The sequence below is a fragment of the Bradyrhizobium sp. SZCCHNRI20481 genome (assembly GCF_032485055.1).
Taxonomy (GTDB): Bacteria; Pseudomonadota; Alphaproteobacteria; order Rhizobiales; family Xanthobacteraceae; genus Bradyrhizobium.
Map to the genome: position 1 here is coordinate 141,971 of NZ_JAUEUE010000019.1, position 25,165 is coordinate 167,135.

Here is a 25,165-nt window from a genome sequence, read left to right on the forward strand (position 1 = left end):
CGCATGCCGAGCTTCTTCATCGACCGGCCTATCTTCGCCTGGGTCGTCGCGCTGTTCATCTGCCTGATCGGCGCGATCGCGATTCCGCTGCTGGCGGTGGCGCAATATCCGATCATCGCGCCGCCCTCGATCTCGATCTCGACGAGCTATCCCGGCGCATCGCCGGAGAACCTCTACAACAGCGTGACGCGGCTCATCGAGGAGGAGCTCAACGGCGCTTCCGGCATTCTCAATTTCGAATCCACCAGCGATTCGCTAGGCCAGGTCGAGATCACCGCGAACTTCGTGCCGGGCACGTCGACCAATGACGCCTCGGTCGAGGTGCAGAACCGCCTCAAGCGTGTCGAGGCGCGGCTGCCGCGCGCCGTCATCCAGCAGGGCATCCTGGTCGAGGAAGCCTCCGCCGCGGTGCTGCAGATCATCACCCTGCAGTCCACCGACGGCAGCCTCGACGAGGTCGGCCTCGGCGACTTCATGATCCGCAACGTGCTCGGCGAAATCCGGCGCATTCCCGGCGTCGGCCGCGCCACGCTGTATTCGACCGAGCGCTCGCTGCGCGTCTGGCTCGATCCGGCAAAGCTGGTCGGCTACGGCCTCACCGCCGACGACGTCACCAAGGCGATCGGCGCGCAGAACGCGCAGGTCGCCTCGGGCAGCATCGGCGCCGAGCCCGCGACGACCTCGCAGCGCACCTCGGCGCTGGTGCTGGTCAAGGGCCAGCTCGATTCGCCCGACGAGTTCGGATCGATCATCCTGCGCGCCAATGCCGACGGCTCGACGGTCCGGCTGCGCGACGTCGCCCGCATCGAGATCGGGGGCTTGAGCTATCAGTTCAACACCCGCCTCAACGGCAAGCCGACCGCGGGTCTCTCGGTGCTGCTGTCGCCGACCGGCAATGCGCTGGCGACCGCGAGCGCGGTCGAGGCCAAGATGAAGGAGCTGTCGCGCTTCTTCCCGTCCAACATCAGCTATGAAATCCCCTACGACATCACGCCGGTCGTCAAAGCCTCGATCAAGCGGGTGCTGATGACCCTGGTCGAAGCCGTCGTGCTGGTGTTCGTGGTGATGTTCCTGTTCCTGCAGAACATCCGCTACACCATCATCCCGACCATCGTCGTGCCCGTGGCGCTGCTCGGCACCTGCGCGACGCTGATGCTGGTCGGCTACTCCATCAACATGCTGACGATGTTCGGCATGGTGCTCGCGGTCGGCATCCTCGTCGACGACGCCATCGTCGTGGTCGAGAACGTCGAGCGCATCATGACCGAGGAGGGGCTGTCGCCGAAGGAGGCGACGCGCAAGGCGATGGGCCAGATCACCGGCGCCATCATCGGCATCACCCTGGTGCTGATGGCGGTGTTCGTGCCGATGGCATTCTTCCCCGGCTCGGTCGGCATCATCTACCGGCAGTTCTCGGTCACCATGGTCGCCGCGATCGGCTTCTCGGCGCTGCTGGCGCTGTCGCTGACTCCGGCGCTGTGCGCGACCCTGCTGAAGCCCGTCGCGGCCGGCCACGGCCATGCGAAGAAGGGCGTGTTCGGCTGGTTCAACCGCTTCATGGACAACAGCCGCAACCGCTACGCCGGCGTGGTCGGCGGCGCGCTGAAGCGCACCGGGCGGTTGATGCTGATCTATGCGATCTTCCTGGTCGGGTTGACCTTCGCCTTCATCCGGCTGCCGGGCGGCTTCCTGCCGGTCGATGACCAGGGCTTCATCACCACCGACGTGCAGACACCGGCGGACTCCTCCTATGCGCGGACGCAGGCGGCCGTCGAGGCGGTCGAGAAGTATCTCGCCAAGCGCGAAGGGATCGAGAACGTCACCTTCCTGACCGGCTTCAGCTATGCCGGCCAGGGCGTCAACACCGCCCAGGCCTTCATCTCGCTGAAGGACTGGTCGGAGCGCAGCAAGCGTGACGGCGCCGCGGCGCTGGTCGCCGACATCAACCGCGATCTCGCCGGCTTGCGCGACGCCAAGATCACGGCGCTGCAGCCGCCGCCGATCGACAATCTCGGCAACTCCTCGGGCTTCAGCTTCCGCCTGCAGGACCGCGGCCAGAAGGGCTATGCCGCGCTGACCGCCGCCGCCGACCAGCTGATCGCGGAAGCCAATGCGAGCCCGGTGCTGCAGAAGGTCTATGTCGAAGGCCTGCCGCCGGGACCCCAGGTCAATCTGATGATCGACCGCGAGAAGGCCGGCGCCTTCGGCGTCACCTTCGAGGACATCAACAACACGATCTCGACCAATCTCGGCTCGACTTACGTGAACGACTTCCCCAACCGCGGCCGCATGCAGCGCGTCGTGGTGCAGGCCGATCGCATCAGCCGCATGAACGCAGACGATATCCTCAACTACAGCGTCAAGAACGCCAAGGGACAGCTGGTGCCGTTCTCGTCGTTCGCGACGATCCAATGGGCCAGGGGACCGAGCCAGATCGCCGGCTTCAACTACTATCCGGCGATCCGCATCTCCGGCGAGGCCAAGCCGGGCTACACCTCGGGCGATGCCCTCAAGGAGATGGAGCGGCTCGCCGGCAAGCTGCCGCGCGGCTTCGGCTATGAATGGACCGGACAGTCGCTGCAGGAGAAGCTGTCGGGCTCGCAGGCGCCGCTGCTGCTGGGCCTGTCGGCACTGGTGGTGTTCCTGTGCCTGGCCGCGCTCTACGAAAGCTGGACGATCCCGTTCGCGGTGCTCTTGACCGTGCCGCTCGGCATCCTCGGCGCCGTCGTCGCCGCCAATCTGCGCGGCCTGTCCAACGACGTGTACTTCACGGTGGCGCTGATCACCATCATCGGACTCGCCGCCAAGGACGCGATCCTGATCATCGAGTTCGCCAAGGACCTGCGCGCCCACGGCAAGCCGCTGGTCGCGGCGACGATCGAGGCCTGCTCCTTGCGCTTCCGCCCGATCATCATGACCGGCCTCGCCTTCGTCTGCGGCGTGCTGCCGATGTCGATGGCGACGGGCGCCGGCGGCGCCAGCCAGCAGGCGCTCGGCACCAACGTGATGGGCGGCATGATCGCGGTGGTGATCCTGGCGCTGCTGATGGTGCCGGTGTTCTTCGTCTCGGTGCAGCGCGTGCTCGCAGGCGATCGGGAGAAGACGGAGCCGGTGGCGGAGCGTGAGGCCTATGGGCCACCGGCGCCGGCGAAGTCGTAGGCGATCATGAATGGTCTGTCCGGAGGATTGTGCCGACATCCTGCCGCGCGGCCGGTCTGCTCCCCTCCCCCTCGCGGGGAGGGGTTGGGGGTTGGGGGCGCCGAACGCCGAACGTCGTGGCATGCTCCGTTCAAGAGTCAGTCAGCGGACATCGGTGCGAAGCGCACGATCTGTAGCGGACCGACTGCGCACACATGAATAGGGCGGTGGGTCATCACATCGAGCGTGACTCGTGGATCCCCACCCCCGACCCCTCCCCGCAAGGGGGAGGGGAGCGCACCGGCTTCGCGGCCGCGCTCGAAATCCCCTCTCTGTCTGGAGTTCGCCACTCTCCGCGTGTATGATCCGCCGACGTGAAGCGGTAACGGCATGTCGATGTTCCCACGCAAATTGGCTTTCGCGTTTCTGCTGGCTGGCCTCTGCCTCGGCGCTCCCGGGGCTCACGCCCAGTCTGGCCCCGTGAAATACTGGCTGCCGGGCTGGCCGGTCGGCTTCAGCGATGCCGGCAGCCTCGACTCCTACGGCAACTTTCCGAGCTTCACGGCGAACGGCAGCGACAGCGGCTTCTTCTCGCGGCGCTACAGCGTGGCGAACAACTGGTCGGCGCTCACTGGCGTCGGCCTGAGCTCGAACATCGTCAATCGCTACGGCTCGCTCGGCTCGTACACGACCGAAGGCGCGCAATACGGCTACACCTTCAAGAGCGGCGTCAGTGTCTATGGCGGCTTCGAGGCGCTGAAGTACAATCCCGGCCTCGGCGGCCCGTTCGCGACGTTCGATTCGCGCTCGACCTCGACGCCCGCTTATGCGATCAACGGCGGTGTCGAGTTCAAGCCGACGAGCAACGTCAGTTTGTCGCTCGGCTTCAGCTATGCCGGCCAGTCGTCCGACCGCGTCGACAGCGACATCAACTCGCCGGCGCTGCCAGGTGCTACGCCCCAGGCGTTCACCAGCGGGCGGCGGTAGAGCCCGGCAACCAAACGACACCCTCGGTGTCGTCCCGGACAAGCGCGCGGCACGCGCGCGCCGATCCGGGACCCATACCCCCAGGGAGAGGTTTGAGGCACGCTGGTCGACCGGTCTTGCTCAGGCACGAGAGCCGGTGGCTGGGTCCCGGCTCAAGGCCGGGACGGACACCATGTGTGAGGCCAGAGCTCGCGCCAGGCCCGCAGAGTGCAGACTGAGACGCGATCGTAGGCTCGAACTACGCCGCCGCCTTCAGCACCTTCACCAGCTCGCGGTGAATGACCTCGTTGCCGCACACGACGTGCCCGGTGGCCAGCGCGTCCTCCTTGCCGTCGATGCCGGAAACGGTGCCACCGGCCTCACGCACCATGATCAAGCCGGCGGCGATGTCCCAGGGTTGCAGGTCGCGCTCCCAATAGGCGTCGAAGCGCCCCGCCGCGACGAAGGCGAGGTCGAGCGAGGCGGCGCCGAAGCGGCGGAGCCCTGCGACCTTGACCTGCAGCGAGGTCATCTCGCGCAGGAACAGCTGGTGGTCGCCGCGGCCGATATGCGGCAGGCCGCAGGCGATGACGCATTCGTGGAGCTGGCGCCGTGCGGCGACGCGCAGCCGCTGGTCGTTGAGGAACGCGCCCTTGCCACGCTCGGCGATGTAGAGCTCGTCATTGGCGGGATTGTAGATCACACCGGCGATCACGGTGTCCTCGCGCTGGAGCGCGATCGAGATCGCGAATTGCGGGATGCCGTGCAGGAAATTGGTGGTGCCGTCGAGCGGGTCGACGATCCAGGTGTGCGACTTGTCGCTGCCTTCCCGCTTGCCGCCTTCCTCGCCGGTGAAGCCGTAGCCGGGACGGGCCTTGGAGAGATCCTCGTACAGCATCTCCTCGGCCTTCTTGTCGGCGCGCGAGACGAAGTTCGCTGGCCCCTTCAGCGACACCTGCAGGTGCTCGATCTCGCCGAGATCGCGCTTGAGGTTGCGGCCGGCGCGGCGCGCGGCCTTGACCATGACGTTGATGAGGGCGGAATGGATCATGTGCTCGATGCGCTGGGCTGACCGCACCTTGCGGTGCGCGCCTCGCCCATATCGGGACGAAGGCGGGTGAAATGGCTGGCTGTGGGTGCCCTGCCGGGGCCGCGGCGTCAAGACCGGATCAGCGGCCGATCATTTGCAGGTTACTTGATCGTGCCCAGCCAGCGCTTGGCGGCCTGCTCGCCCTTGGCGCGGTCCTCGGGGGGCATGTCGGCGAATTTCTCGTCGAGCTTGGGATCGCCCTTGCCGGCCGTCTTGGCCACCAGGTGCCATTTGTAGGCCTCGACCTTGTCCATCTGGGTGGCGATTCCATACAGCAGCACCCATGCCAGCCGGTTCTGGGCGAGCGGGCTGTTCTGCCGCGCGGCCCGGCGCAGCAGCGCGATGGCCGCGGGCTGGTCCTTCGGCACGCCGGTGCCGTTGAACAGCGCGATGGCGTATTCGACCTCGGCGTCGACATTGTCGGCGATCGCGGCGGCCTGCAGCAGGCGGGCGGCCTTCTCCGGGTCCTGTGGGACGCCGGTGCCCGATTTGTAGAACGTCGCCAGCGCATATTGCGCCTCGGGACTGCCGGCGTCGGCCGCCATGCGCAGCAGTTCGGCCGAGCGCTTGAGGTCCTGCGGCAGGGTCTGGCCGTCGAGATAGAGCAAAGCGAGATTGTAGGCAGCCTTGGGCTCGCCGAGCTTGGCGGCGGAAGCGAGCAGCTTCACCGCCTCCGGCTTGTCGATCGGGCCGCCGCGCCCCGCCAGCCGCATCATCGCCAGCGCGAACATCGCCTCGCGGTCGCCGGCCTCGGCGGCGCGCTTGTACCAGGTCGCCGCCTTGTCGTAGTCGCGGCGGATGCCCATGGCGTTTTCGTAGAGCTGGCCGAGCATCGCCATGGCCTTGGGATCGCCGGCCTGGGCGCGCGGCGACGCCAGGTCGAAGGCGGTCTTGTACTGGCCGCGCTGATAGGCGCCGTAGACCAGGTCGACGTTGGGATCATTGGCGGCGGGCTGCGGCGTCGTGGCCGGTGCCGGAGCGGCCGGCTTGCCGGAGGGGGAAGGGGCCGGCTTCTTTGCCGCGGGCGGTGCCGGCGGCTTGGGCTTCTCAGCCGCCTTCTCCGCCGGCCGCTCGATCGGCTTGGGCTTTTCGGCTGGCGCCGGCTGCAGAGCCGGTGGCGTCAGCGAGATCTGCGCGGCCGCGCCCGTCATCGCCATGGCGAACGCAGCAACAACACATGTCAGGCGCAGGATCGTCATCGGCCCCGTTCAGCTCTGTCCCGGCGCGTCGGCCGGCGCGGCCGCATATGCGCTCCGGATCGCGGTGCTGACCTCTGCAAGCGCCGCGGCGGGACCGCGGGCGTCGTTCCAGACGAGGTCGTCGACCAGCACGAAATCGGCTCCGGCCGCGACGAAGTCGGTGGCTTCCTTGAGCGAGATCGCATAGCCGACGCAGGGCGGCTCGAACAGCTCCGCCCACCAGGCGAGGCGCTCGTTGACGGCATCCGGCGACGGCCGCCGTCCCTGCGCATCGCGCTCGCCGAACAGCACATAGTCGGCGCCGAGTTCGCCGGCACGCATCGAATCATGGCGTGTCGACAGGCCGCCGCCGCCGGCGATGCGATCCGGCTTCAGCCCCGGCAGCGCCTCCTCCAGCGCAGCGACGCCGGTCAGATGCGCGCCATCGGCGCCGGCGCGGGCCACGATGTCGGGATGGCCGTCGATCAGCAGCGCCGCACCGGCGCCCTGGATCGCCGGCGCCAGCGTCTTGACCGCCGTGATCATGCTGCGCGGATCGCTGTCCTTCAGCCGCACCAGCACCGCCGCGACATCGGCATTGGCGAGGATCGCCGGCAGGCCGGCGGCAAGCGCCGCCGCATCGGTCACGACCGGCGTTGCCAGATAGAGGCGCGGTGCGGGCCGCGCGGATGTCGTCTTGCCGGACACTATGCGGCCTCTTTCTCGAGCGCCGCGGTCCACTGGCCGCGGCTTGCAAGCGCGTTCATGCGGGCGCGGTGGGTGAAGGCCCGCTGGCCGGCGGGGACGTTCGCCGCCTTGCCGGCCCATGCCTGTTGCGGCGCCGCCTGCAGCGCGCGGCCATAGGAGAACGTCAGCCTCCAGGGCAGCGGCCCGAGCCGGTTCATCGCGTCGAGATGCGCGGTGGCACTCTCGTCCGATTGTCCGCCGGACAGGAAGGCGATGCCGGGCACCGCCGCGGGCACGCATTCCTTCAGCAGTTGGACGGTCCTTTCGGCGACCTCCTGCACCCCGGCCTGGTCCGGCGACTGCTTGCCGGGCACCGCCATGTTGGGCTTCAGGATCATGCCCTCCAACGCGACGCGCTGGATGCGTAATTCACGAAACACCTCGTTCAGGACGCGGCGCGTGACGTCGAAGCAGCGACCGATGTCATGATCGCCGTCCATCAGCACCTCCGGTTCGACGATCGGCACGATGTTCGCGGCCTGGCACAGGGCGGCATAGCGGCCGAGCGCATGCGCGTTGACATGGATCGCTGTCATCGAAGGGATATTGTCCTTGTCGATATCGATCACGGCCCGCCATTTGGCGAAGCGCGCACCCAGCGCGTAGTACGTCGCCAGCCGATCCGCAAGCCTGTCGACGCCGACCGTGACCCGCTCGCCGGGGCAGCCGGGTAGCGGCTGCGTTCCCTCATCGACCTTGATGCCCGGAATGCCGCCGGCCGCCTCGATCAGCTTCACCAGCGGGGTGCCGTCGGCGGCGTTCTGGCGGATGGTTTCGTCATAGAGGATGACGCCGGAGATGAACGACATGCCTGCGCTGCGAAACAGCATCTCGCGATAGTCGCGGCGGTTCTGTTCGGTCGATTCCACCTTGATGGCATCGAAGCGCTTCTTGATCGTCCCGGTCGATTCATCGGCGGCGAGGATGCCCTTGCCCGGCGTGACCATGGCAAGGGCCGTGCTGTTCAGTGCGGAGAGATTCATGCTTGGCTCCAGACGCACCTGCCCTGCCCATCAAAATAGACGGTTCTCGGGCGGATGCCGAGCAAACATTGGCCACAGCCAAGGCAGGCTCTCGCAGAGGTGAAGGAGAGATTGCTGATCAGACGACCTGTCGCGTCAAAGGCAGCCGACTCCCCTTGCGGGGAGGGGTTGGGGGTGGGGGTCCACGCGCGCTGAATTCAGTGAGTTGCGTCTACAATCGTCCCTCGTCAATCGCTATGGGGGTGCGCGCGGTCAGGCCTTCGCTGTGTCGCTCATAACTCATAACTGCAAGATCGCCGACACGTGCTATCGAGCCCATCACTGATAGGATCACTCGGAGACCCCCACCCCCGACCCCTCCCCGCAAGGGGGAGGGGAGCTCACTGCCGTCGCGGTGACCACCGAGGTCTAGCAAGCTCAGCGGGCCGAGTGGGCTGTAAACGCCGGCTCACGCCACCTTCGGATCGAGCTCGCCCTTGGCGTAGCGCTTGGCCATCTCGGCGGTCGTCAGCACGCGCTTGATCTTGGAAGCCTGACCGGCGGTGTTGAACTCCTGCAGGCGCTGCTTGCACAGCTTGGCCATCGCCTCCATCGCCGGCTTCAGGTACTTGCGCGGATCGAACTCTTCCGGGTGCTCCGAGAGCACCTTGCGGATCTGGCCGGTCATCGCCATGCGGTTGTCGGTGTCGATGTTGATCTTGCGCACGCCGTTCTTGATGCCGCGCTGGATTTCGCTGACCGGCACGCCCCAGGTCGGCTTCATCTTACCGCCGAAGGAATTGATGATCTCCTGAAGGTCCTGCGGCACCGACGATGAGCCGTGCATCACCAGATGCGTGTTCGGCAGCTTGCGGTGGATCTCCTCGATCACGTTCATGGCGAGGATGTCGCCGTCCGGCTTGCGCGTGAACTTGTAGGCGCCATGCGAGGTGCCCATCGCGATCGCGAGCGCGTCGACCTTGGTCTCACGCACGAACTTCACCGCCTCGTCGGGATTGGTCAGCAGCTGATCGTGCGACAGCTTGCCCTCGGCGCCGTGGCCATCCTCCTTGTCGCCCATGCCGGTCTCGAGCGAGCCGAGCACGCCGAGCTCGCCCTCGACCGAGATGCCGCCGAGATGCGCCATGTTGGTGACGGCCTTGGTCACCCCGACATTGTAGTCCCAGTCGCCGGGGGTCTTGCCGTCGGCCTTCAGCGAGCCGTCCATCATGACGGAGGTGAAGCCGGCCTGGATCGCGGTCATGCAGGTCGCGGGCTCGTTGCCATGGTCGAGATGCACGCAGACCGGAATGTGCGGATAGATCTCGGTGACCGCGTCCATCATGTGCTTGAGCATCACGTCGTTGGCGTAGGAGCGGGCGCCGCGCGAGGCCTGGATGATGACAGGCGCGTCGACCGCATTGGCCGCCTCCATGATCGCCAGCGCCTGCTCCATGTTGTTGATGTTGAAGGCCGGGACGCCGTAGTCATTTTCCGCCGCGTGATCGAGCAATTGACGCAACGTGATACGAGCCATGGCTGGAACTCCCTGAGATTAAGGATTGGACCGTGCGGCAGGATGCGCACGCGCCGAAACTGCTGCACCGTGCATAACGCGGTGGTGGGCGGATTCCAAGGGCAGTGGCGACGCAGCCCGGAGGAGGAGGCGATCAGGATATGTCTAGGGTTAGCGCGTAGGGCTGGCCGGTAGCTCAACGATGGGAGATCAGGTCTTCCTGGCTTCAAGAGCAGCGATGCGCTCCTCGACCTCGATGCGCTCCTCGACCTCGGTGACACGCTCGTCGAAGTCACTGGCGGCCGCGCGCATCATCACCAGCATGCCGGCACAGTCCCGACGCTGCTTGCGGATCAAGGCTTCCATGCGCTCGTGCTCGGTCCGATTATCCAGCCTGAACTGTCCGACCTCTGTCCGGAACGCAGCAATGCTCTCCTGGATCTTGATCAGGATCGAATGGACAGCGTCTGTCGGAGTCTCGACCATGGATGGAACATAACAGAAACATCCATGGCCGACAAGGGCCGGCAGATCAGGCCTTCAGCACCTCGACGCCCGGCAGCGGCTTGCCCTCCATCCACTCCAGGAAGGCGCCACCGGCGGTCGAGACATAGCTGAAGTCGGCGGCCACGCCTGCCTGGTTGAGCGCGGCGACGGTATCGCCGCCGCCGGCCACCGAGACCAGCTTCTTGGCCTTGGTGCGTTCGGCGGCATGCTTCGCGGCGACCATGGTGCCGCGGTCGAACGGCGTCAGCTCGAAGGCGCCGAGCGGACCGTTCCAGACCAGCGTCGCCGCATCGTCGATCGCGGCATGGATGCGCGCGGTCGATTGCGGGCCGACGTCGAGAATCATGCTGTCCGGCGGAATGGCGTCGAGCCCATAGGCGAAGGACGGCGAGTTCGCCGCGAAGTGATAGGAGACGGTGGCATCCACCGGCAGGATGATGGCGCAGTTCGAGGCTTCCGCCTTCTCCATGATCCGAAGAGCGGTGGCGGCGAGATCCTTCTCTGCCAGCGACTTGCCGATCTGCACGCCCTGGGCATGCAGGAAGGTATTGGCCATGCCGCCGCCGATCACCAGCGCATCGACCTTGGTGACGAGGTTTTCCAATAGGTCGATCTTGGTCGAGACCTTGGCGCCGCCGACGACCGCGATCACGGGCTTGGCAGGCCGGCCCAGCGCCTTGTCGAGCGCGTCGAGCTCGGCCTGCATGGTGCGGCCGGCATAGGCCGGCAGCTTGTGGCCGAGGCCCTCGGTCGAGGCGTGGGCGCGGTGCGCGGCCGAGAAGGCGTCGTTGACCCAGATGTCGCCGAGCTTGGCGAGCTCGGCCACGAACGCCGGATCGTTCTTCTCTTCCTCCTTGTGGAAGCGCGTGTTCTCCAGGCACAGCACGTCGCCGTCCTTCATGGCGGCAATGGCGCTCGCGGCCGGCGCGCCGATGCAGTCATCGGCAAAGGCGACCGGGCGCTTGATCACCGCGGACAAAGCGGCGGCGACCGGCTTCAGCGACTCCTTCGGATCACGCCCCTTGGGCCGGCCGAAATGGGCGAGCAGGATGACCTTGCCGCCCTTGGTCGCGATCTCATTGATGGTCGGCGCGACGCGCTCCAGGCGCGTGGCATCGGTGACGTGACCATTCTCCATGGGCACGTTGAGGTCGACGCGCAGCAGCACGCGCTTGCCCTTGACGTCGACGTCGTCGAGTGTGCGGAATTGTTTCATTGAAGCCACCGTAAAACGAGGGACTAATCAGTGGTGATTATATCCGTCGGTGTTTTCCGGCGGATTGCCTTCCTGCTTCGCCGTCACCCGCATGCCTTGGCGGAAGCCATAAGCGATCAGGCCGATCAGCAACATCGCACCGGGGATACCGAGCCAGTTGGGAAGGGTCATGACGCTTCCTCAGTCGTCATTCCGGGGCGGTCCGCCGGACCGAACCCGGAACTCGAGATTCCGGGGGCTTCTCTGCGAGGCGCCCCGGAATGACTGGGAGAGAGTTACAGCAGCTTGCCGATCGCCACGGCCGTGTCGGCCATGCGGTTGGAGAAGCCCCACTCGTTGTCGTACCAGGACATCACGCGCACGAGGTTGCCGTTCATGACCTTGGTCTGGTCCATGTGGAACGTCGAGGAGTGCGGATCGTGGTTGAAGTCGATCGAGACGTTCGGCGCCGTGGTGTAGCCGAGGATGCCCTTGAGCTCCTGCTCGCTGGCGCGCTTCATCGCCTCGTTGATCTCCTTCGGATCGGTGTTACGCTTGGCGACGATCTTGAGATCCACCACCGACACGTTCGGCGTCGGCACCCGGATCGCGACGCCGTCGAGCTTGCCCTTGAGCTCGGGCAGCACCAGGCCGATCGCCTTGGCCGCACCGGTCGAGGTCGGGATCATCGACATCGCCGCCGCGCGGCCGCGATAGAGATCCTTGTGCATGGTGTCCAGCGTCGGCTGGTCGCCGGTGTAGGCGTGGATCGTGGTCATGAAGCCGGTCTCGATGCCGACCGTGTCGTTCAAGACCTTGGCGATCGGGGCCAGGCAGTTGGTGGTGCAGGAGCCGTTGGAGACGACGAGGTGCTCCTTGGTCAGCGCGGTGTGGTTGACGCCGTAGACGATGGTGGCGTCGGCGCCGTCGGCCGGCGCGGAGACCAGCACGCGCTTGGCGCCGGCGGTCAGGTGCGCTGAGGCCTTGTCCTTTGAGGTGAAGATGCCGGTGCATTCCAGCGCGATGTCTACGCCGAGATCCTTCCAGGGCAGCTTCGACGGATCACGCTCGGCCGTCACCTTGATCTTGCCGTTGCCGATGTCGATGCTGTCACCGTCGACGGTCACGGTGTGGGGGAAGCGGCCGTGCACGCTGTCGAAGCGCAGCAAATGGGCATTGGTCTCGACCGGGCCGAGATCGTTGATGCCGACCACCACGATGTCCTTGCGGCCCGATTCCGCGATGGCACGCAGAACGTTGCGGCCGATGCGGCCAAACCCGTTGATCCCGACCCGGACTGCCATTTTCGTCTCCTTCAATGACGTTTCTCATCCCCGTCGGCAGCCTTCTCACGGGCCCCACGAGGGTTTTGGAACTGTTGCCGCCCGGTTCTGCCGGGCGGGAGCGGACGATATGGTCCTTTCGTAGTCCTTTTTTTGCGATCGCTCAACCGTCGCGAAGCACGTTCGTGCGGCGCTCCTGATTTGGTGAACCGCCGCGCAGGGTCGAGCGGGCCTTTACGCCAGCCGCTGTACGGCCGCCGCGACAGCCGCCTCGGCGGTGATGCCGAAATGCTTGTAGAGCTCCTTGGCCGGTCCGCTCTCGCCGAACGAATGCATGCCGATGAAGATGCCGTCCTGGCCGATGACCGCGTCCCAGCCCCAGCGCACTGCGGCTTCGACGGCGATCTTGACCGGCGCGTTGCCGATGATCTTGGCCCTGGTCTCGGCCGGCTGCTCCAGCAGCAGCTCCAGCGACGGCACCGAGACGACGCGGGCTGGGATGCCACGCTCGGCGAGCTGCTTCTGCGCCGCCACCGCGATCTCGACCTCGGAGCCGGTCGCGAACAGCGACACCTTGGCCTCGCCCTGGGCGGCGACCAGCTCATAGCCGCCGCGGCTGCACGGATTGTCCGACGGCGCTGAGGTGCGGAGCTGCGGCAGGTTCTGCCGCGTCAGCGCCAGCACGGTCGGACCGTTGGTGCGGTTCAGCGCCAGCTCCCAGCATTCGGCGGTCTCGACCGCATCGCACGGCCGGAACACCCGCATGTTGGGGATCGCGCGCAGCGCGGCCAGATGCTCGACCGGCTGGTGCGTCGGGCCGTCCTCGCCGAGGCCGATCGAATCATGCGTCAGCACGTAGACGACGCCGGCGCCCATCAGCGCCGACAGCCTGATAGCGCCACGCGCATAGTCCGAGAACACCAGGAAGGTGGCGCCGTTGGGCGCGAAGCCGCCATGCAGGAAGATGCCGTTCATGCAGGCGGCCATGCCGTGCTCACGGATGCCGTAATGGATGAAGCGCCCCTTCGGCGTCTTGGCCGAGAACGAGACAGCCGACTTCGCCTTGTTGTTGTTGGAGCCGGTGAGGTCGGCCGAGCCGGCCACGAACTCGAACGGCATTGCGGCTGCGATCACCTCGATCGCGGCCTCCGACGATTTGCGGGTGGCGACGTTGAGCGGGGTCTCCAGCAGCGCCTTCTTGTGATCCTTCAGCGCCTTCGCCAGCGCGGCGGGCCGCTCGTGGCGCAGCCGGCGCTCGAACTCGGCGCGCTTGCGCGGGCCCATCTCGCCAAGCCGGGTCTCCCATTCGCCGCGCACAGCCGCGCCGCGGCGGCCGGCCTCGCGCCAGGCGGCGAGCACGTCGTCGGGCACCGAGAACGGCTCCTGCGAAATGCCGAGCTTCTCCTTGGCGCCCTTCAGCTCCTCTGCCCCGAGCGCCTCGCCATGCACCTTGGAGGTCCCGGCCTTGGTCGGCGCGCCGTAGCCGATCGTGGTCTTGCAGGCGATCAGCGACGGCTTCGACGACTTCTGGGCCCGTGCGATCGCGGCGGCAATCGCCTCGGGATCATGGCCGTCGATCAGCTCGGCGGCCCAGCCGCACGCCTTGAAGCGCTTCACCTGGTCGACCGAGTCGGCAATCGACAGCGGGCCGTCGATCGAGATGCCGTTGTCGTCCCACAGCACGATCAGCTTGTTGAGCTTCCAGTGCCCGGCCATCGCGATCGCTTCCTGGGAGATGCCCTCCATCAGGTCGCCGTCGGACGCCAGTACATAGGTGTGGTGGTCGACGATCTTCTTGCCGTATTCGGCCTGCAGCATCTTCTCGGCCAGCGCCATGCCGACCGCGGTGGAGATGCCCTGGCCGAGCGGGCCGGTGGTAGTCTCGATCCCCTTGGTGCGGAAATTCTCCGGGTGGCCCGGCGTCAGCGAATCGACTTGGCGAAAGCGCTTGATCTGGTCGAGCGTCATCTCCTCGTTGCCGGTGAGATACAACAGCGCATAGAGCAGCATCGAGCCGTGGCCGGCGGAGAGCACGAAGCGGTCGCGGTCCGGCCAGGCGGGCGCTGCGGCATCGTATTTCAGCACGCGGGTGAACAGCACGGTGGCGACGTCCGCCGCGCCCATCGGCAGGCCCGGATGGCCCGATTTGGCCTTCTCGACGGCGTCCATTGCGAGCCCGCGGATGGCGTTGGCCATGCGGGAATGATCGACCTGCGTCATGCTGGAATCCGTCCAAACGTGAAATGCTGATGACAGGAGCGCCGCCGGTATTGCTGGCGGGCCGGGATTTTGCGGGCTGATTAGCACCTCGGTTCCGGGAATCAAAGGTTCTGCAACGCCGGGAACCTCCCAAAAGTTGCTTAGTAGTGCATAGTTTCGGCCGAGCGTTGCGCTTGGCTCGCCCAGCACGTAAGATTTTGCCCGTAACCGCTTGCCGGACAGCGCTTTTGTCGCATCCCGCTGGCTCCGAGGGCCTCGCATCCGTGCCATGAACGATCACCCTGCCAATCTTACCGGCCAGGTGGAACCCGGCGCCGCCGATCTCGAGGCGGCGACGCGGCGACTGATGACGGCCCTCGACGCGCTGGAGAGCGCGGTCGAGCGGCGGCGCGAGGCGGATCGTGACGAGGACGAGCTCGCCACGCGCATCCAGGCGCTCGGCGCCGACCGCTCGCGTCTCGCCGACGAGCTCGACGGCTCGTTGATGAAAACGCGCCGGCTCGAGCGCACCAATCGCGAGATCGCCGAACGTCTGGACACCGCGATCGGCACCATCCGCACCGTGCTCGCTGGCGGCGACGGGCAGAACGCCGCTGAAGACGATGAGGACGAGGAATGAGCCACATCAACGTCACCATCAACGGCCGCCAATATCGCATGGCCTGCGAGGAAGGCCAGGAGCTCAGGCTGCTCAAGCTCGCCGAGAGTCTCGAGCAGCGCATCACCAATCTGCGCGGCAAGTTCGGCGAGATCGGCGACGCCCGGCTCACGGTGATGGCCGCGCTCACCGTGTGCGATGAGCTGATCGATGCCAATCAGCGCGTGCAGGTGCTGGAGCAGGAGCTCGAAGGCCTGCGCAACGTGCGCAACCAGTCCGCCGACCGCGCTCGTGCGACTCAGGTCGCGGTGGCGAAAGCGCTGAACGCTGCCGCCGAGCGCATCGAGCGCACCACGCAGGTGCTCAACCGCACCATCGGCGGTGGTGTGGCGATCGGGTGAGGTGATTCAAGCCCTCGCGGCAACGAATAATCGCGTTGTGAGTTTCTCCATCAGCGATTGTCTGACCCGCGGCCTCATCCAAGGTGTCGTCCCGGCCTTGAGCCGGGACCCATACCGCGCGATCTCCCGATCGGCCAGGATGGCTGCGGACGGGTGCAACAATAATCAGCTGTGGTTATTGGGCCCTGCTTTCGCGGGGACGACAGCGGAGAGTTTGGCGACAGCCCCGGCCACGACCAAGCGAACATGGCGCGACGAGGTTCGGACAACATTGGGGCGCTAGTGCCGGCCCCGCGTTCGCATTCACAGCTGCGCCTCGATTGCTGTCTTGTCGATGACCGACCACACCTCGGCGATCCTGCCGTTGCGGAATTCGTAGAACACGTTCTCGGTGAACGACACGCGCCGGCCGTTGATGGCAAGGCCGAGAAATGCGCCGCGAGGCCGGCAGTCGAATTCCAGCCGGCTCGCAACAAGGGGCGGGTCTGACAGCAGCAGGCCGATGTCGAAGCGGAGATCGGGAATGTCGGCGAAGTTTCCGATCAGCATGTCGCGATAGCCGGAGAGTCCGAGCTGCCGGCCGTTGTGAACGACGTGCTCGTGCACGAAATTGCCGAGCTGCGGCCAGGCCTGCGCATTCAGGCAGGCGATGTAGGCGCGATAGTGATTGGCGAGCTCGGGTCCGGTCATGGCGCTGTGTCCGTTCGAAACGAGAGCAGGCAACCTCTCGCAACGGCAACGGTTCCGACCAGGGATCAAAGTCCTCCCAAGATCAGTGCGATGGTTTCCAACGGGAATGCCGCTGCCAGGGCGCCGACGGTCAGGCCGATGACGCCCAGCACGACGGCGCCGATCCAGCCGCCTGAGTGAAGGCCGACGGCAACACCTGCGAATGTGCCTGTCGCCATCGCGCAGACAGCCCAGAGCGTGTGAAGGATGAGTCCGATCGTCCTCAGCATGCGTGATCTCGCGTGTCAGCGCGTCTCACCCGTCCCCCTCGATTGGTCGCGCGGATTCGCCATTGTGCGGCAGCGAAGCCGATCACGTCATCGCGATGCGATCGTGTTGCGACCGCTTGTCGTTCCTCCCTGTGTCCTCTACTCATTGTCCAGGCGGAGCCATTGAATCCCGTGGCGACAAACGGGATCGTCCGCGCATCAGGGAGTGCCCATGAAGACGCTGCTCAAGGCGGCCGTAGCCACAGCCTTCACCATGATCATCACGCAGGTCGCTGCCGCGCCCTTGCCGGAAGCCAAGCCCGACGAGGTCGGCTTCTCGCCGGCGGGTCTCGCACGCATGGATGATTTCTTCGCTCGCGAGATCGCCGCCAAGCGCGTGCCCGGCGCGGTCGTGGCGATCGCGCGTGACGGCAAGCTCGTGCATTACAAGGCGTACGGCCAGCTCGATCCGGTCAAGGGCACGCCGATGCCGCTCGACGCGATCTTCGCCCTGGCCTCGATGACCAAGCCGATGACTGCGGTCGGCGGGCTGATGCTGATGGAGCAGGGGCGGCTGCCGCTGCAGGCCAGGCTCGCCGACTACTATCCGGCCTTCGCCGACATGAAGGTCGGCGTCACCCAGGAGAACGGCGCGCTGCTGCTGGTGCCGCAGGCCCGCCCCATCCTGATCCATGATCTCTACCGCCACACCTCGGGCCTGATGTATGGCGGCCGGCCGGACAGCTCGAGCGCGGTGGCGCGGCTCTATCCCGACGGCACGGCGCCGGCGATCGAAGGCGACACCCAGGCCTTCATCGAGCGCATCACCAAGCTGCCGCTGGCGCATCAGCCGGGCACGCAGTTCGAATACGGCTTCTCGATCGACGTGCTCGGAGCCGTGATCGAGAAGGTCAGCGAGCAGCGGCTCGGGGAATATCTTTCAACCAATGTCTGGAAGCCGCTCAGCATGCAGGACGCGACGTTCGCGCCGACCGACGCACAACGCCCGCGGCTGGCGCATCCGTTTCCGAACAATCCGCTGACCGGCAAGCCGCAGGCGATCAAGCTCCTGGACACGCCGACGAAGTCGGACTGCGGCGGCGCCTGCTCGTTTGCCACTATCGGCGACTATGTCCGCTTCGGCCAGATGCTGCTCAATGGCGGTGAGCTCGATGGCGTGCGGATCCTGAGTCCGAAGACGGTGCACCACATGACCTCCAACCATCTCGGGTCCGAGATCAAGAACACCGTCGCCACTGTCGAGCCGCATCGCGCCGGATTCAGCTTCGGGCTCGGCGTCGCCGTGCGCGTCAGCGAGGGCCTGTCGGCGGTGCCCGGCAATCCCGGCGAGTTCAGCTGGAACGGCGCCTATGGCACGCAGTTCTTCTGCGATCCCAGGGAGCGTCTCGTCGTCGTGGTCGGCACGGCGGCGCCTGGGGACTTGCGCAAATATTATCGGGAGCAGGTGCAGGACATCGTCTATGGCGCGATGGTGAAATAGCGCATGCTCACGGTTCATCACCTCGGCAAGTCGCAGTCCGAACGTATCGTCTGGCTCTGCGAGGAGCTGGAAATTTCGTACGAACTGAAATGCTACACGCGCGACGCCCGGACGATGCTGGCGCCGCCCGAGTACAAGGCGCTGCATCCGATCGGCGCGGCGCCCGTGATCACCGACGGCGAGCTGGTGCTCGCCGAGTCCGGCGCGGTCGTCGAGTACATCATCGCCAAATACGGCCACGGTCGGTTGCGGCCCGGGCCGGACGATCCGAGCTTCGCGCCGTTCCTCTATTGGCTTCATTTCGCCAACGGCACCCTGCAGGCCGCGATGGGCCGGCTCATGATCCTCAACCGGCTCAATCTGCCGGACGACAATCCCGTGCTCGGCGCTATCAGGGGGCGGCTCGACCGCGCCTTTGCAGCCGTCGAGACGCGCTGCGGCGAGGCGGACTATCTGGCAGGCGGCGCGCTTACCGCCGCCGACATCATGACGGTGTTTTCACTCACCACCATGCGCTACTTCCTGCCCTACGACCTCGCGCCGTTCCCGAACATCCGCGCCTACCTCGCGCGCATCGGCGCCCGCCCGGCCTATCAGCGCGCCATGGCCAAGGGCGACCCGGGCATGGCGTTGTTGTTGAGCTGATCCCGCTCAGCCCGCGTGCCACCGCGCAATGACGTCATCCGGCGTAGAGGCGATCGCTGTGAAGCCCGATCGCCTCACTTCCCCTGCCGCTTGCGGCTCCAGTCCAGGAACGAGCGATACAGCTCCTCCTTCTCCGCCTTCGAGGTCGGCGCCTTGGCCTGCGATTCGAGAAAGGCCTCGAAGCGCTCCTGCTGCGACAGACTGCCGGTCGCGGCGGGCGGCAGGCCGACATTGGCCTCGTTCTTCATCCGCTCCAGCACGGCGTCGACATAGGGATAGCGCTGCCAGCCCGGCACCTGGGCCTCGAGATTGAGATCCTTCCAGCCCGGATGGAACGGCGGCTGCTGCAGCCGCGCGAGGTTGGTGAACAGCGCATCGACGAAGCGATTGACGCGGTCGGCGCGGTCGCTGCCCGGCTTCCAGTTGTAGACGGCCAGCACCGACGGCACAGCGATGGTTTCCACGGCGGTGTCAGGTGCGACCAGCCCCGGATAGGTGTCGGCCTTGATGCTGGTCGGATAGTAGAAATCCGAGAATTGCTGCGTGTACGGCACCGGCACGAAGTGGAATCCAGGATCCGCCTTCTTGCCGCTGAACAGCTCGCCGGGCTTGGAGGCGACATAGACCATCGCGGCGATCTCGCCCTTGTGCAGCTTCTCCAGCGCAACAGGACCACCGATGGCGACAGGCTCGATGTCGATGCCGAGGCGCCGGAAGATCAGCTGCCCCGTATGCGCGGCGGCAACGCCGGCCGTTCCAACCGCGATCTTCTGGCCCTTCAGATCCTGCAGCGACTTGAACTCCTCGCGCGCATAGATGTGCACGTCGGAGATGAAGAAGCGCAGCACGTAGCGGATGCGGTCGTTGATGTTGGAAAGGCCGGCCTGCTTGGCGTAGAAGTCGAACGCATCGGCGTAGGTGACGGCGACGTCGACGCCGCGCAGATACAGGAGATCGGCGATGTTCGAGGTGGTGCCGCGCGTCACCATCGGGATCAGGCGCATGTTGTCGCCATCGTCCATCGTCCGCGCCATCTCGCTGGCGAGGCGGACGAAGCCGCCGTCGGGCAGGCCCGCGGCCAGGCCGACGGTCCATTGGTTCATACGCGTCTTGATGGCGGCTTCATCCGAGGTGCTCCGTGGCTCGGGCGCGCGGGTCTCGGAGACCCGACGCTGGACGGCCCGCCGTTCGGACGCGCGCGCAGGCTTGATCGAGAGCGGAGCGGCGGACTGCTCTTGCGCCAGCACCGCGCCGACGGGGGTGAGCAAGGCAGCCGAAAGCGTTGCCAGCACCAGCAGCGCCGGCCGGGCGAGTACTCTGTGCATGTGACTAGTCCCCGATCGCGTCTGCTCGCCATTCCCCCGAGCAGACTGATGACACAGATCAATCCAAGATCGTATCTCAATGAGCCCTAAACCTGGCAGTTTTGGGGCAAAAACTACCTAAGGTTTCAGGTAGCTCCAGCCGCTCTCCTGCAATTCCATCAGCCTCACTGCGCCCGAGGGCACCAGGCTCGCTTCGGCGACGATCGCAATCGGATGTCCTTCGCGTTTCTCCATGCCGCGTTTGGTGATGTTGCAGGCGGAGAACCTGATCTTGGCGGGAAAGCTGAGCTCTGCGATCTGCTTGAGCCGGTCCTTCACCGGCGAGGTATCCTCGCGCAGCATGTTCAGCCCGGGTCCATAGGTGACGAGCTCGATCTCGACCTCCTCGCCCTTCTCCTTGAACGTCTCCATGATGTTGGTGGCGTTGTTCAGCGCCAGATTCATGATCGCCGGATCGTTCTGATCGACCTGGATCGAGACGCGATGAATCTTGACGTCGGCGGCGAGGCTCGCGGCAGCCGACGCGATCAGCAGCGCGCAGGCGGCCGTGACAGATTTGAGATCGAAGCGCATGCCAGGACTCCAATGTACGATACACGGCATTGGGATGTGGGCATGATCTGCCACAACCTCAGCTTCGACCGATGAGCCCCAATCGTGGCGACACTATGCGCTGCCGACACGGCGCTGCCGCGGGAGCGCCGTCATCGCCAGGGCGTCATTGCGAGCGCAGCGAGGCAATCAAGACTGCATCTGCGGAGAGATCCTGGATTGCTTCGGCGCAAGGGCGCGCTAGTCCGGGACGACGGCGGAATGCTGGGCTGGCGGCACGCGAGCAGATGCACGTCGTAAACTGCATGACGGCCAATCCGCACATATCCATCATGCGCAAACTGCCCGTCGCGTTACGATGTCGCAGGCTGCGCGGCTTGTCACGTCGAGGCTGGGCAAGAACTCAGTGTTCACGGTAAGATTTGGGGGCATGACGAATCGGCCGTTCAAGAGCGGCGAGAGCCGCGATCAAGAGAGCCTGCTTCCGCCTCGGATTGAGGATTATGTCGGGCCGGACAATCCGGTTCGTGCGATTGACAGCTACGTCAACGCTCTCGATCTGGCCAAGCTTGGCTTCCGCCACGCCAAGCGGAGGGGATCGGGTGTCGGGCAGCCGCCGTACGATCCGGCGGACCTGCTGAAGCTTTATCTCTATGGTTATCTGAACCAGGTCAGATCGTCGCGCCGGCTCGAGCGTGAAGCCGGCCGCAATCTGGAGCTGATCTGGTTGTTGAGGAACCTGAAGCCCGGCTATCGGACGATTGCGAACTTCCGCAAGGAGAACTGGGCTGCCTTGAAGGCGGCGAACCGTAGCTTCGTCCTGTTGCTGCAGGAGATCGGGTTGATCGGCGGGACCCTGGTCGCGGTCGACGGCGCGCTGTTCCACGGCAATGCCAGCAAGGACAGCATCTTCACGCGCGGGAAGCTCGCCAAACAGATCGCCAAGCTCGATGAGGAGATTGAGGCGTACGGCAAGTCTCTCGACACCAACGACGCGGCGGAAGCCAAGCAGCCCGACGACGGCAAGGATGGCAACAAGGATGGCGGCGATGTCGGGGACAAGATCAAGGAGCTGATGGCCAGGCGTGAACGCGCACAGTCCGATCTGGAGAACCTGGACAAGGGCGACAAGGGACAGGTGTCGAAGACCGATTCCGATGCGCGACTGCTGAGCAAGGGCGACCAGACGATCGCAGGCTACAATGTCCAGAGCGTCGTCGACGACAAGCATAAGCTGATCATCGCCAGCGAGGTCGTCAATCGCAGCGATACAGGACACCTTCATATGATGGCGAAGGCGGCCAAGGAGGGCCTCCAGGTCGAGGCGCTGCAGATACTGGCAGATGTTGGCTATTACAACAGCGAGGATATCAAGGCTTGCGAGGATGACGGCGTCACCGCCTATGTCCCGCTGCATCACGGCAATGGCAAGAAGCACGGTCGCTTCACGCGAGGTGACTTCACCTACAATTCCGCGACCGACACCTACCAGTGTCCCGCAGACCAAGCGCTGCATCCAACAAAGAAGCTCTGGAAGAATACGAGCGGCAGGATGGAACGCCGCTACCTGGCCTCCGTGGCGACTTGCGGCATCTGCCCCCTCAAGGCGTCTTGTCTCTCTGCGAAGGAAAAAAGCCGCCGCGTCTCTCGATGGGAGCACGAAGAGGTGCTGGATCGTCACCGCCAGAGGATGGCGAGCGAACAGGCCGGCCAATTGATGCGCCGCCGCTCGGCCATCGTCGAGCACCCGTTCGGCACGCTCAAGTGCCGCGCCGGCTATCAGCACTTCCTTGTCCGCGGCTTCGACAAGGTTCGCGGGGAATGGAGCCTCATGGCGCTCTGCTACAATCTCACCCGCGCCCTCAACATTCTCGGCTTCGACGACTTCCTCGCCCGCATCGCCGAATGGGCTCTTGCAGCTCTACATGCCACTTCCGGCGAAGCGAGGGGCGCATGGGAGGCGGTTTCGCTTGCCCTGATCCGATTCTGGACCATGATGCAGTCATGGCTCGAAATTGCACCGCGCCGAGCCCTCTCACCCCCCTAATTCGGATTCTTGCCCAGCCTCGTCGGGCAAATCAGGTCGATCTTTCCGCCCGTCCTGCTGCCGCATGAGGGGCGTTTCGCGACCGTCACGGACCGTTGGCAGTGGGATGCGATGGGCGTGGATTGCCGCAGCGTGAGCTACTTCACGCGGACGAACGGCGATGCACGTACGGTCAAGTCGCGTGGTCCTGACACCCCGATGCTGGTGTCCCGCGCAATGCGCGCAAGCGCGTTGTCGCGCATGGTGGCCAACAAGCCCGGCGCACCAAGGAGATCGCGAAGCAGCCGTTCAAACCGTCGCGCAGGGAAGGCCGGGTGTTTCCGGCTGCACCTGTGGTACCTGCCGCCTGCATTTTTTTGAGCAGGCGGGCCACGGGCGTCAGCCGACGCCCGGCCTTCCCTGTGCCCTCTGTCTTGAGGGGGGCGATCGAGATCAACAGCTCGGACGCAACGCGTCGCGAGGACGCGAGCCCATGCCATGTTCTGTTGTGTTGCCGCCGCCCCATCGCTGTCATCGCCGGCGCAGTGTGCGCCGCGGTCCCTCGATTTCGCCATCGCCGTCACGGCGTACTGCGCGCCCGGTCGGGCCGGGCGACGACGCCGAATGTTGGCAACCGTGTCGCGCCTCGACCCGCTTCCACCGCTGGCAAAATCATCCCGTGATGGTTACATTGCAACTGCGAGGCTGCGACGCGCGTCCGGAACCAACATATCCCCGGGGCCTTATCGATCCTTTAGGGAACTGTCCCTGGCCAGGTCTGTGGACCTGGACATATGGTGCCCACCTACTTTCGTAGGGAACTCCGGGATCGAGCGTTTCAACGGCGATTGCGGCTTCGCGCTTGTTTTCCGTCTCTCCTCTCCCCTTCGGTTGCCGACCTGCTGCGTTTCTGCAACGTTTGCGTGCCCGCGTCCGCCCGCCCGTCACGGAGGTCACGTCGCATGCCGATGAAGGCCGCTCAGCACACCAAGCAGCAGCTCCGAGCCGCAGCCCTTGTCGCGCGCGACGCGTTGAGCGACGAGACGCGGAGCGTGGCCGCGCAGGCGATCGCCGCGCGCGGGCTCCCCTTCGCATTCGAGCCCGGCACGGTCGTCTCCGGCTATGCGCCGGTCCGCAACGAGCTCGATCCGATGCCGTTGCTGCGTGAGCTGGCGGGGCAGGGGGCGCGGCTGGCGCTGCCGGTCGTGCTGGCGCGCGGCCATTCGCTCTCGTTCCGCGCCTTCGCGCCGGGCGACCGGCTGACGCTCGGGTCGCTCGGCATCCCCGAGCCGTCGCCGGCAGCCGCCGAGCTGGTGCCCGATGTGATGCTGGTGCCGCTCGCCGCCTTCGACCGCACCGGCCACCGCATCGGTTACGGCGGGGGCTACTACGACTACACCTTTTCGCACCTGCGGAAGATGCATCACGTCATCGGCGTCGGCCTCGGCTTCGCCATTCAGGAAACCGAGGCCATCCCGGCCTTGGCCCACGACGCGGCGCTGGATTATGTGCTAACCGAGCGCGAGACCTTGGATTTCCGGAGCAATTGAGTTGCGAATTCTCTTCGTCGGCGACGTCGTCGGCCGGGCCGGCCGCAGCGCCGTCTCGGACCACCTTCCAGGCTTGATCCGCGATTGGGCGCTCGATCTCGTCATCGTCAATGGCGAGAACGCGGCCGGCGGATTCGGCATCACCGAGGCGATCTATCAGGAGCTCGTCGATGCCGGCGCCGACGCGGTCACGCTCGGCAACCACTCCTGGGATCAGCGCGAGGCACTGGTGTTCATCGAGCGCGCGCCGCGCCTGGTGCGCCCTGCGAACTATCCGGCAGGCACGCCCGGCCGTGGCGCCGCGCTGATCGACGCCAAGAACGGCGCCCGCGCGCTGGTGGTCAACGTGCTCGGGCGCGTGTTCATGACGCCGTTCGACGATCCGTTCGCGGCGGTCGGCCGCGAGCTCGGCGCCTGTCCGCTGCGAGAGGCGGCGGATGCGATCGTGGTCGACGTGCATTGCGAGGCCTCCAGCGAGAAGCAGGGCCTGGGCTATTTTTGCGACGGCCGCGCCAGCCTTGTCGTCGGCACCCATACGCATGTGCCGACGGCCGATCACCGGATCCTGCCCGGCGGCACCGCCTACATGACCGATGCCGGCATGACCGGCGATTATGACTCCATCATCGGCATGCAGAAGGACGAGCCGCTGCGCCGCTTCCAGTCGGGCATCCCGTCGGCGCGCTTCGAGCCGGCCTCCGGCGAGGCGACGTTGAGCGGCGTGGCGGTCGAGACCGACAACGGCACCGGGCTTGCGATCAAGGTCGCGCCGGTGCGCATCGGCGGCCGGCTGTCGCCGACGAGGCCGGCGTTCTGGGGAGGATGAG

24 protein-coding genes and 1 other RNA gene are annotated in these 25,165 nt (G+C 65.9%); 11 read left to right on the forward strand and 14 right to left on the reverse strand.

What is annotated here, in order from left to right:
• Positions 1-3: 3 nt before the first annotated feature.
• Positions 4-3,159, forward strand: a complete 3,156-nt coding sequence (locus QX132_RS27905) for a multidrug efflux RND transporter permease subunit (protein WP_316163366.1) — start codon at positions 4-6, stop codon at positions 3,157-3,159.
• 369 nt (positions 3,160-3,528) lie between these two features.
• Complete coding sequence (locus QX132_RS27910; protein ID WP_316163367.1) at positions 3,529-4,125, forward strand: hypothetical protein; 597 nt, start codon at positions 3,529-3,531, stop codon at positions 4,123-4,125.
• A gap of 238 nt (positions 4,126-4,363) precedes the next feature.
• Here the strand turns inward: QX132_RS27910 and QX132_RS27915 are convergent, their stop codons facing one another.
• The 10 genes from QX132_RS27915 to tkt all read right to left on the reverse strand — a co-directional run bounded on the left by QX132_RS27915 (position 4,364) and on the right by tkt (position 14,802).
• Positions 4,364-5,155, reverse strand: a complete 792-nt coding sequence (locus tag QX132_RS27915; protein WP_316163368.1) for an inositol monophosphatase family protein — start codon at positions 5,153-5,155, stop codon at positions 4,364-4,366.
• A 140-nt stretch (positions 5,156-5,295) separates the two neighbouring features.
• Positions 5,296-6,393, reverse strand: a complete 1,098-nt coding sequence (locus QX132_RS27920; RefSeq protein WP_316163369.1) for a tetratricopeptide repeat protein — start codon at positions 6,391-6,393, stop codon at positions 5,296-5,298.
• Positions 6,394-6,402: 9 nt separating this feature from the next.
• Positions 6,403-7,080 carry a thiamine phosphate synthase gene (locus QX132_RS27925; protein ID WP_316163370.1) on the reverse strand — a complete coding sequence of 226 codons (678 nt, stop codon included), beginning with the start codon at positions 7,078-7,080 and terminating at the stop codon, positions 6,403-6,405.
• Positions 7,080-8,102 (reverse strand): class I fructose-bisphosphate aldolase, encoded by a 1,023-nt coding sequence (locus QX132_RS27930; RefSeq protein ID WP_315771736.1) that lies wholly within the window; start codon positions 8,100-8,102, stop codon positions 7,080-7,082. The genes QX132_RS27925 and QX132_RS27930 overlap by 1 nt, the downstream gene beginning before the upstream one ends.
• A 448-nt stretch (positions 8,103-8,550) precedes the next feature.
• Positions 8,551-9,618, reverse strand: coding sequence for a class II fructose-bisphosphate aldolase (gene fba / locus QX132_RS27935; protein ID WP_315771738.1), 1,068 nt, complete (start codon positions 9,616-9,618; stop codon positions 8,551-8,553).
• Between the two features lie 189 nt (positions 9,619-9,807).
• Positions 9,808-10,083 (reverse strand): hypothetical protein, encoded by a 276-nt coding sequence (locus QX132_RS27940; protein ID WP_316163371.1) that lies wholly within the window; start codon positions 10,081-10,083, stop codon positions 9,808-9,810.
• Positions 10,084-10,129: 46 nt separating this feature from the next.
• Positions 10,130-11,320 carry a phosphoglycerate kinase gene (locus tag QX132_RS27945; RefSeq protein ID WP_315813510.1) on the reverse strand — a complete coding sequence of 397 codons (1,191 nt, stop codon included), beginning with the start codon at positions 11,318-11,320 and terminating at the stop codon, positions 10,130-10,132.
• Positions 11,321-11,347: 27 nt separating this feature from the next.
• Positions 11,348-11,491, reverse strand: a complete 144-nt coding sequence (locus QX132_RS27950; RefSeq protein ID WP_315734412.1) for a hypothetical protein — start codon at positions 11,489-11,491, stop codon at positions 11,348-11,350.
• Positions 11,492-11,595: 104 nt separating this feature from the next.
• Positions 11,596-12,603, reverse strand: coding sequence for a type I glyceraldehyde-3-phosphate dehydrogenase (gene gap / locus QX132_RS27955; protein ID WP_316163372.1), 1,008 nt, complete (start codon positions 12,601-12,603; stop codon positions 11,596-11,598).
• Positions 12,604-12,816: 213 nt separating this feature from the next.
• Positions 12,817-14,802, reverse strand: coding sequence for a transketolase (gene tkt, locus QX132_RS27960; protein WP_316163373.1), 1,986 nt, complete (start codon positions 14,800-14,802; stop codon positions 12,817-12,819).
• A 268-nt stretch (positions 14,803-15,070) separates the two neighbouring features.
• On the opposite strand from tkt, the gene QX132_RS27965 reads away from it, so the two are divergent.
• Positions 15,071-15,421, forward strand: a complete 351-nt coding sequence (locus tag QX132_RS27965) for a DUF4164 domain-containing protein (protein WP_315771745.1) — start codon at positions 15,071-15,073, stop codon at positions 15,419-15,421.
• A complete protein-coding gene (locus tag QX132_RS27970) occupies positions 15,418-15,801 on the forward strand; it encodes a cell division protein ZapA (RefSeq protein WP_315734404.1) in 384 nt (127 codons plus the stop codon). Before QX132_RS27965 ends, QX132_RS27970 begins: the two co-directional genes overlap by 4 nt.
• A 303-nt stretch (positions 15,802-16,104) precedes the next feature.
• Here QX132_RS27970 and QX132_RS27975 read toward each other — a convergent pair whose 3' ends face one another.
• Entirely contained in the window at positions 16,105-16,491 is a 387-nt protein-coding gene (locus tag QX132_RS27975; protein ID WP_316163374.1) for an ester cyclase, read from the reverse strand.
• 65 nt (positions 16,492-16,556) lie between these two features.
• Positions 16,557-16,760 carry a hypothetical protein gene (locus tag QX132_RS27980; protein ID WP_316163375.1) on the reverse strand — a complete coding sequence of 68 codons (204 nt, stop codon included), beginning with the start codon at positions 16,758-16,760 and terminating at the stop codon, positions 16,557-16,559.
• Between the two features lie 211 nt (positions 16,761-16,971).
• Between QX132_RS27980 and QX132_RS27985 the strand changes: the two genes are divergently transcribed.
• A complete protein-coding gene (locus QX132_RS27985; RefSeq protein ID WP_316163376.1) occupies positions 16,972-18,240 on the forward strand; it encodes a serine hydrolase domain-containing protein in 1,269 nt (422 codons plus the stop codon).
• A gap of 3 nt (positions 18,241-18,243) precedes the next feature.
• Positions 18,244-18,885 carry a glutathione S-transferase family protein gene (locus tag QX132_RS27990; RefSeq protein ID WP_316163377.1) on the forward strand — a complete coding sequence of 214 codons (642 nt, stop codon included), beginning with the start codon at positions 18,244-18,246 and terminating at the stop codon, positions 18,883-18,885.
• Positions 18,886-18,959: 74 nt separating this feature from the next.
• On the opposite strand, the gene QX132_RS27995 is transcribed toward QX132_RS27990, so the two are convergent.
• Entirely contained in the window at positions 18,960-20,210 is a 1,251-nt protein-coding gene (locus tag QX132_RS27995) for a TAXI family TRAP transporter solute-binding subunit (RefSeq protein WP_316163378.1), read from the reverse strand.
• 117 nt (positions 20,211-20,327) lie between these two features.
• On the reverse strand, positions 20,328-20,783 hold the full coding sequence (locus tag QX132_RS28000; protein WP_316163379.1) for a DsrE family protein: 456 nt from the start codon (positions 20,781-20,783) through the stop codon (positions 20,328-20,330).
• A 409-nt stretch (positions 20,784-21,192) separates the two neighbouring features.
• Between QX132_RS28000 and QX132_RS28005 the strand changes: the two genes are divergently transcribed.
• The 5 genes from QX132_RS28005 to QX132_RS28025 all read left to right on the forward strand — a co-directional run bounded on the left by QX132_RS28005 (position 21,193) and on the right by QX132_RS28025 (position 25,164).
• Entirely contained in the window at positions 21,193-22,809 is a 1,617-nt protein-coding gene (locus QX132_RS28005) for an IS1182 family transposase (RefSeq protein WP_316160100.1), read from the forward strand.
• Positions 22,810-22,818: 9 nt separating this feature from the next.
• On the forward strand, positions 22,819-23,169 hold the full coding sequence (locus tag QX132_RS28010) for a hypothetical protein (protein ID WP_316163380.1): 351 nt from the start codon (positions 22,819-22,821) through the stop codon (positions 23,167-23,169).
• 318 nt (positions 23,170-23,487) lie between these two features.
• Positions 23,488-23,649: non-coding RNA, 6S RNA (gene ssrS, locus QX132_RS28015), on the forward strand.
• A 107-nt stretch (positions 23,650-23,756) separates the two neighbouring features.
• On the forward strand, positions 23,757-24,338 hold the full coding sequence (locus tag QX132_RS28020) for a 5-formyltetrahydrofolate cyclo-ligase (protein ID WP_316163386.1): 582 nt from the start codon (positions 23,757-23,759) through the stop codon (positions 24,336-24,338).
• Position 24,339: 1 nt separating this feature from the next.
• Positions 24,340-25,164, forward strand: coding sequence for a TIGR00282 family metallophosphoesterase (locus QX132_RS28025; RefSeq protein ID WP_315734388.1), 825 nt, complete (start codon positions 24,340-24,342; stop codon positions 25,162-25,164).
• Position 25,165 lies beyond the last annotated feature (1 nt).

Excerpts from the sequence above, each read along its gene's own strand:
- QX132_RS27905 (WP_316163366.1), top strand. The coding sequence starts at position 4 with ATGCCGAGCTTCTTCATCGACCGGCCTATCTTCGCCTGGGTCGTCGCG.
- QX132_RS27910 (WP_316163367.1), top strand. The coding sequence starts at position 3,529 with ATGTCGATGTTCCCACGCAAATTGGCTTTCGCGTTTCTGCTGGCTGGC.
- QX132_RS27915 (WP_316163368.1), bottom strand. The coding sequence starts at position 5,155 with ATGATCCATTCCGCCCTCATCAACGTCATGGTCAAGGCCGCGCGCCGC.
- QX132_RS27920 (WP_316163369.1), bottom strand. The coding sequence starts at position 6,393 with ATGACGATCCTGCGCCTGACATGTGTTGTTGCTGCGTTCGCCATGGCG.
- QX132_RS27930 (WP_315771736.1), bottom strand. The coding sequence starts at position 8,102 with ATGAATCTCTCCGCACTGAACAGCACGGCCCTTGCCATGGTCACGCCG.
- fba (WP_315771738.1), bottom strand. The coding sequence starts at position 9,618 with ATGGCTCGTATCACGTTGCGTCAATTGCTCGATCACGCGGCGGAAAAT.
- QX132_RS27940 (WP_316163371.1), bottom strand. The coding sequence starts at position 10,083 with ATGGTCGAGACTCCGACAGACGCTGTCCATTCGATCCTGATCAAGATC.
- QX132_RS27945 (WP_315813510.1), bottom strand. The coding sequence starts at position 11,320 with ATGAAACAATTCCGCACACTCGACGACGTCGACGTCAAGGGCAAGCGC.
- QX132_RS27950 (WP_315734412.1), bottom strand. The coding sequence starts at position 11,491 with ATGACCCTTCCCAACTGGCTCGGTATCCCCGGTGCGATGTTGCTGATC.
- gap (WP_316163372.1), bottom strand. The coding sequence starts at position 12,603 with ATGGCAGTCCGGGTCGGGATCAACGGGTTTGGCCGCATCGGCCGCAAC.
- tkt (WP_316163373.1), bottom strand. The coding sequence starts at position 14,802 with ATGACGCAGGTCGATCATTCCCGCATGGCCAACGCCATCCGCGGGCTC.
- QX132_RS27965 (WP_315771745.1), top strand. The coding sequence starts at position 15,071 with ATGAACGATCACCCTGCCAATCTTACCGGCCAGGTGGAACCCGGCGCC.
- QX132_RS27970 (WP_315734404.1), top strand. The coding sequence starts at position 15,418 with ATGAGCCACATCAACGTCACCATCAACGGCCGCCAATATCGCATGGCC.
- QX132_RS27975 (WP_316163374.1), bottom strand. The coding sequence starts at position 16,491 with ATGACCGGACCCGAGCTCGCCAATCACTATCGCGCCTACATCGCCTGC.
- QX132_RS27980 (WP_316163375.1), bottom strand. The coding sequence starts at position 16,760 with ATGCTGAGGACGATCGGACTCATCCTTCACACGCTCTGGGCTGTCTGC.
- QX132_RS27985 (WP_316163376.1), top strand. The coding sequence starts at position 16,972 with ATGAAGACGCTGCTCAAGGCGGCCGTAGCCACAGCCTTCACCATGATC.
- QX132_RS27990 (WP_316163377.1), top strand. The coding sequence starts at position 18,244 with ATGCTCACGGTTCATCACCTCGGCAAGTCGCAGTCCGAACGTATCGTC.
- QX132_RS27995 (WP_316163378.1), bottom strand. The coding sequence starts at position 20,210 with ATGCACAGAGTACTCGCCCGGCCGGCGCTGCTGGTGCTGGCAACGCTT.
- QX132_RS28000 (WP_316163379.1), bottom strand. The coding sequence starts at position 20,783 with ATGCGCTTCGATCTCAAATCTGTCACGGCCGCCTGCGCGCTGCTGATC.
- QX132_RS28005 (WP_316160100.1), top strand. The coding sequence starts at position 21,193 with ATGACGAATCGGCCGTTCAAGAGCGGCGAGAGCCGCGATCAAGAGAGC.
- QX132_RS28020 (WP_316163386.1), top strand. The coding sequence starts at position 23,757 with ATGAAGGCCGCTCAGCACACCAAGCAGCAGCTCCGAGCCGCAGCCCTT.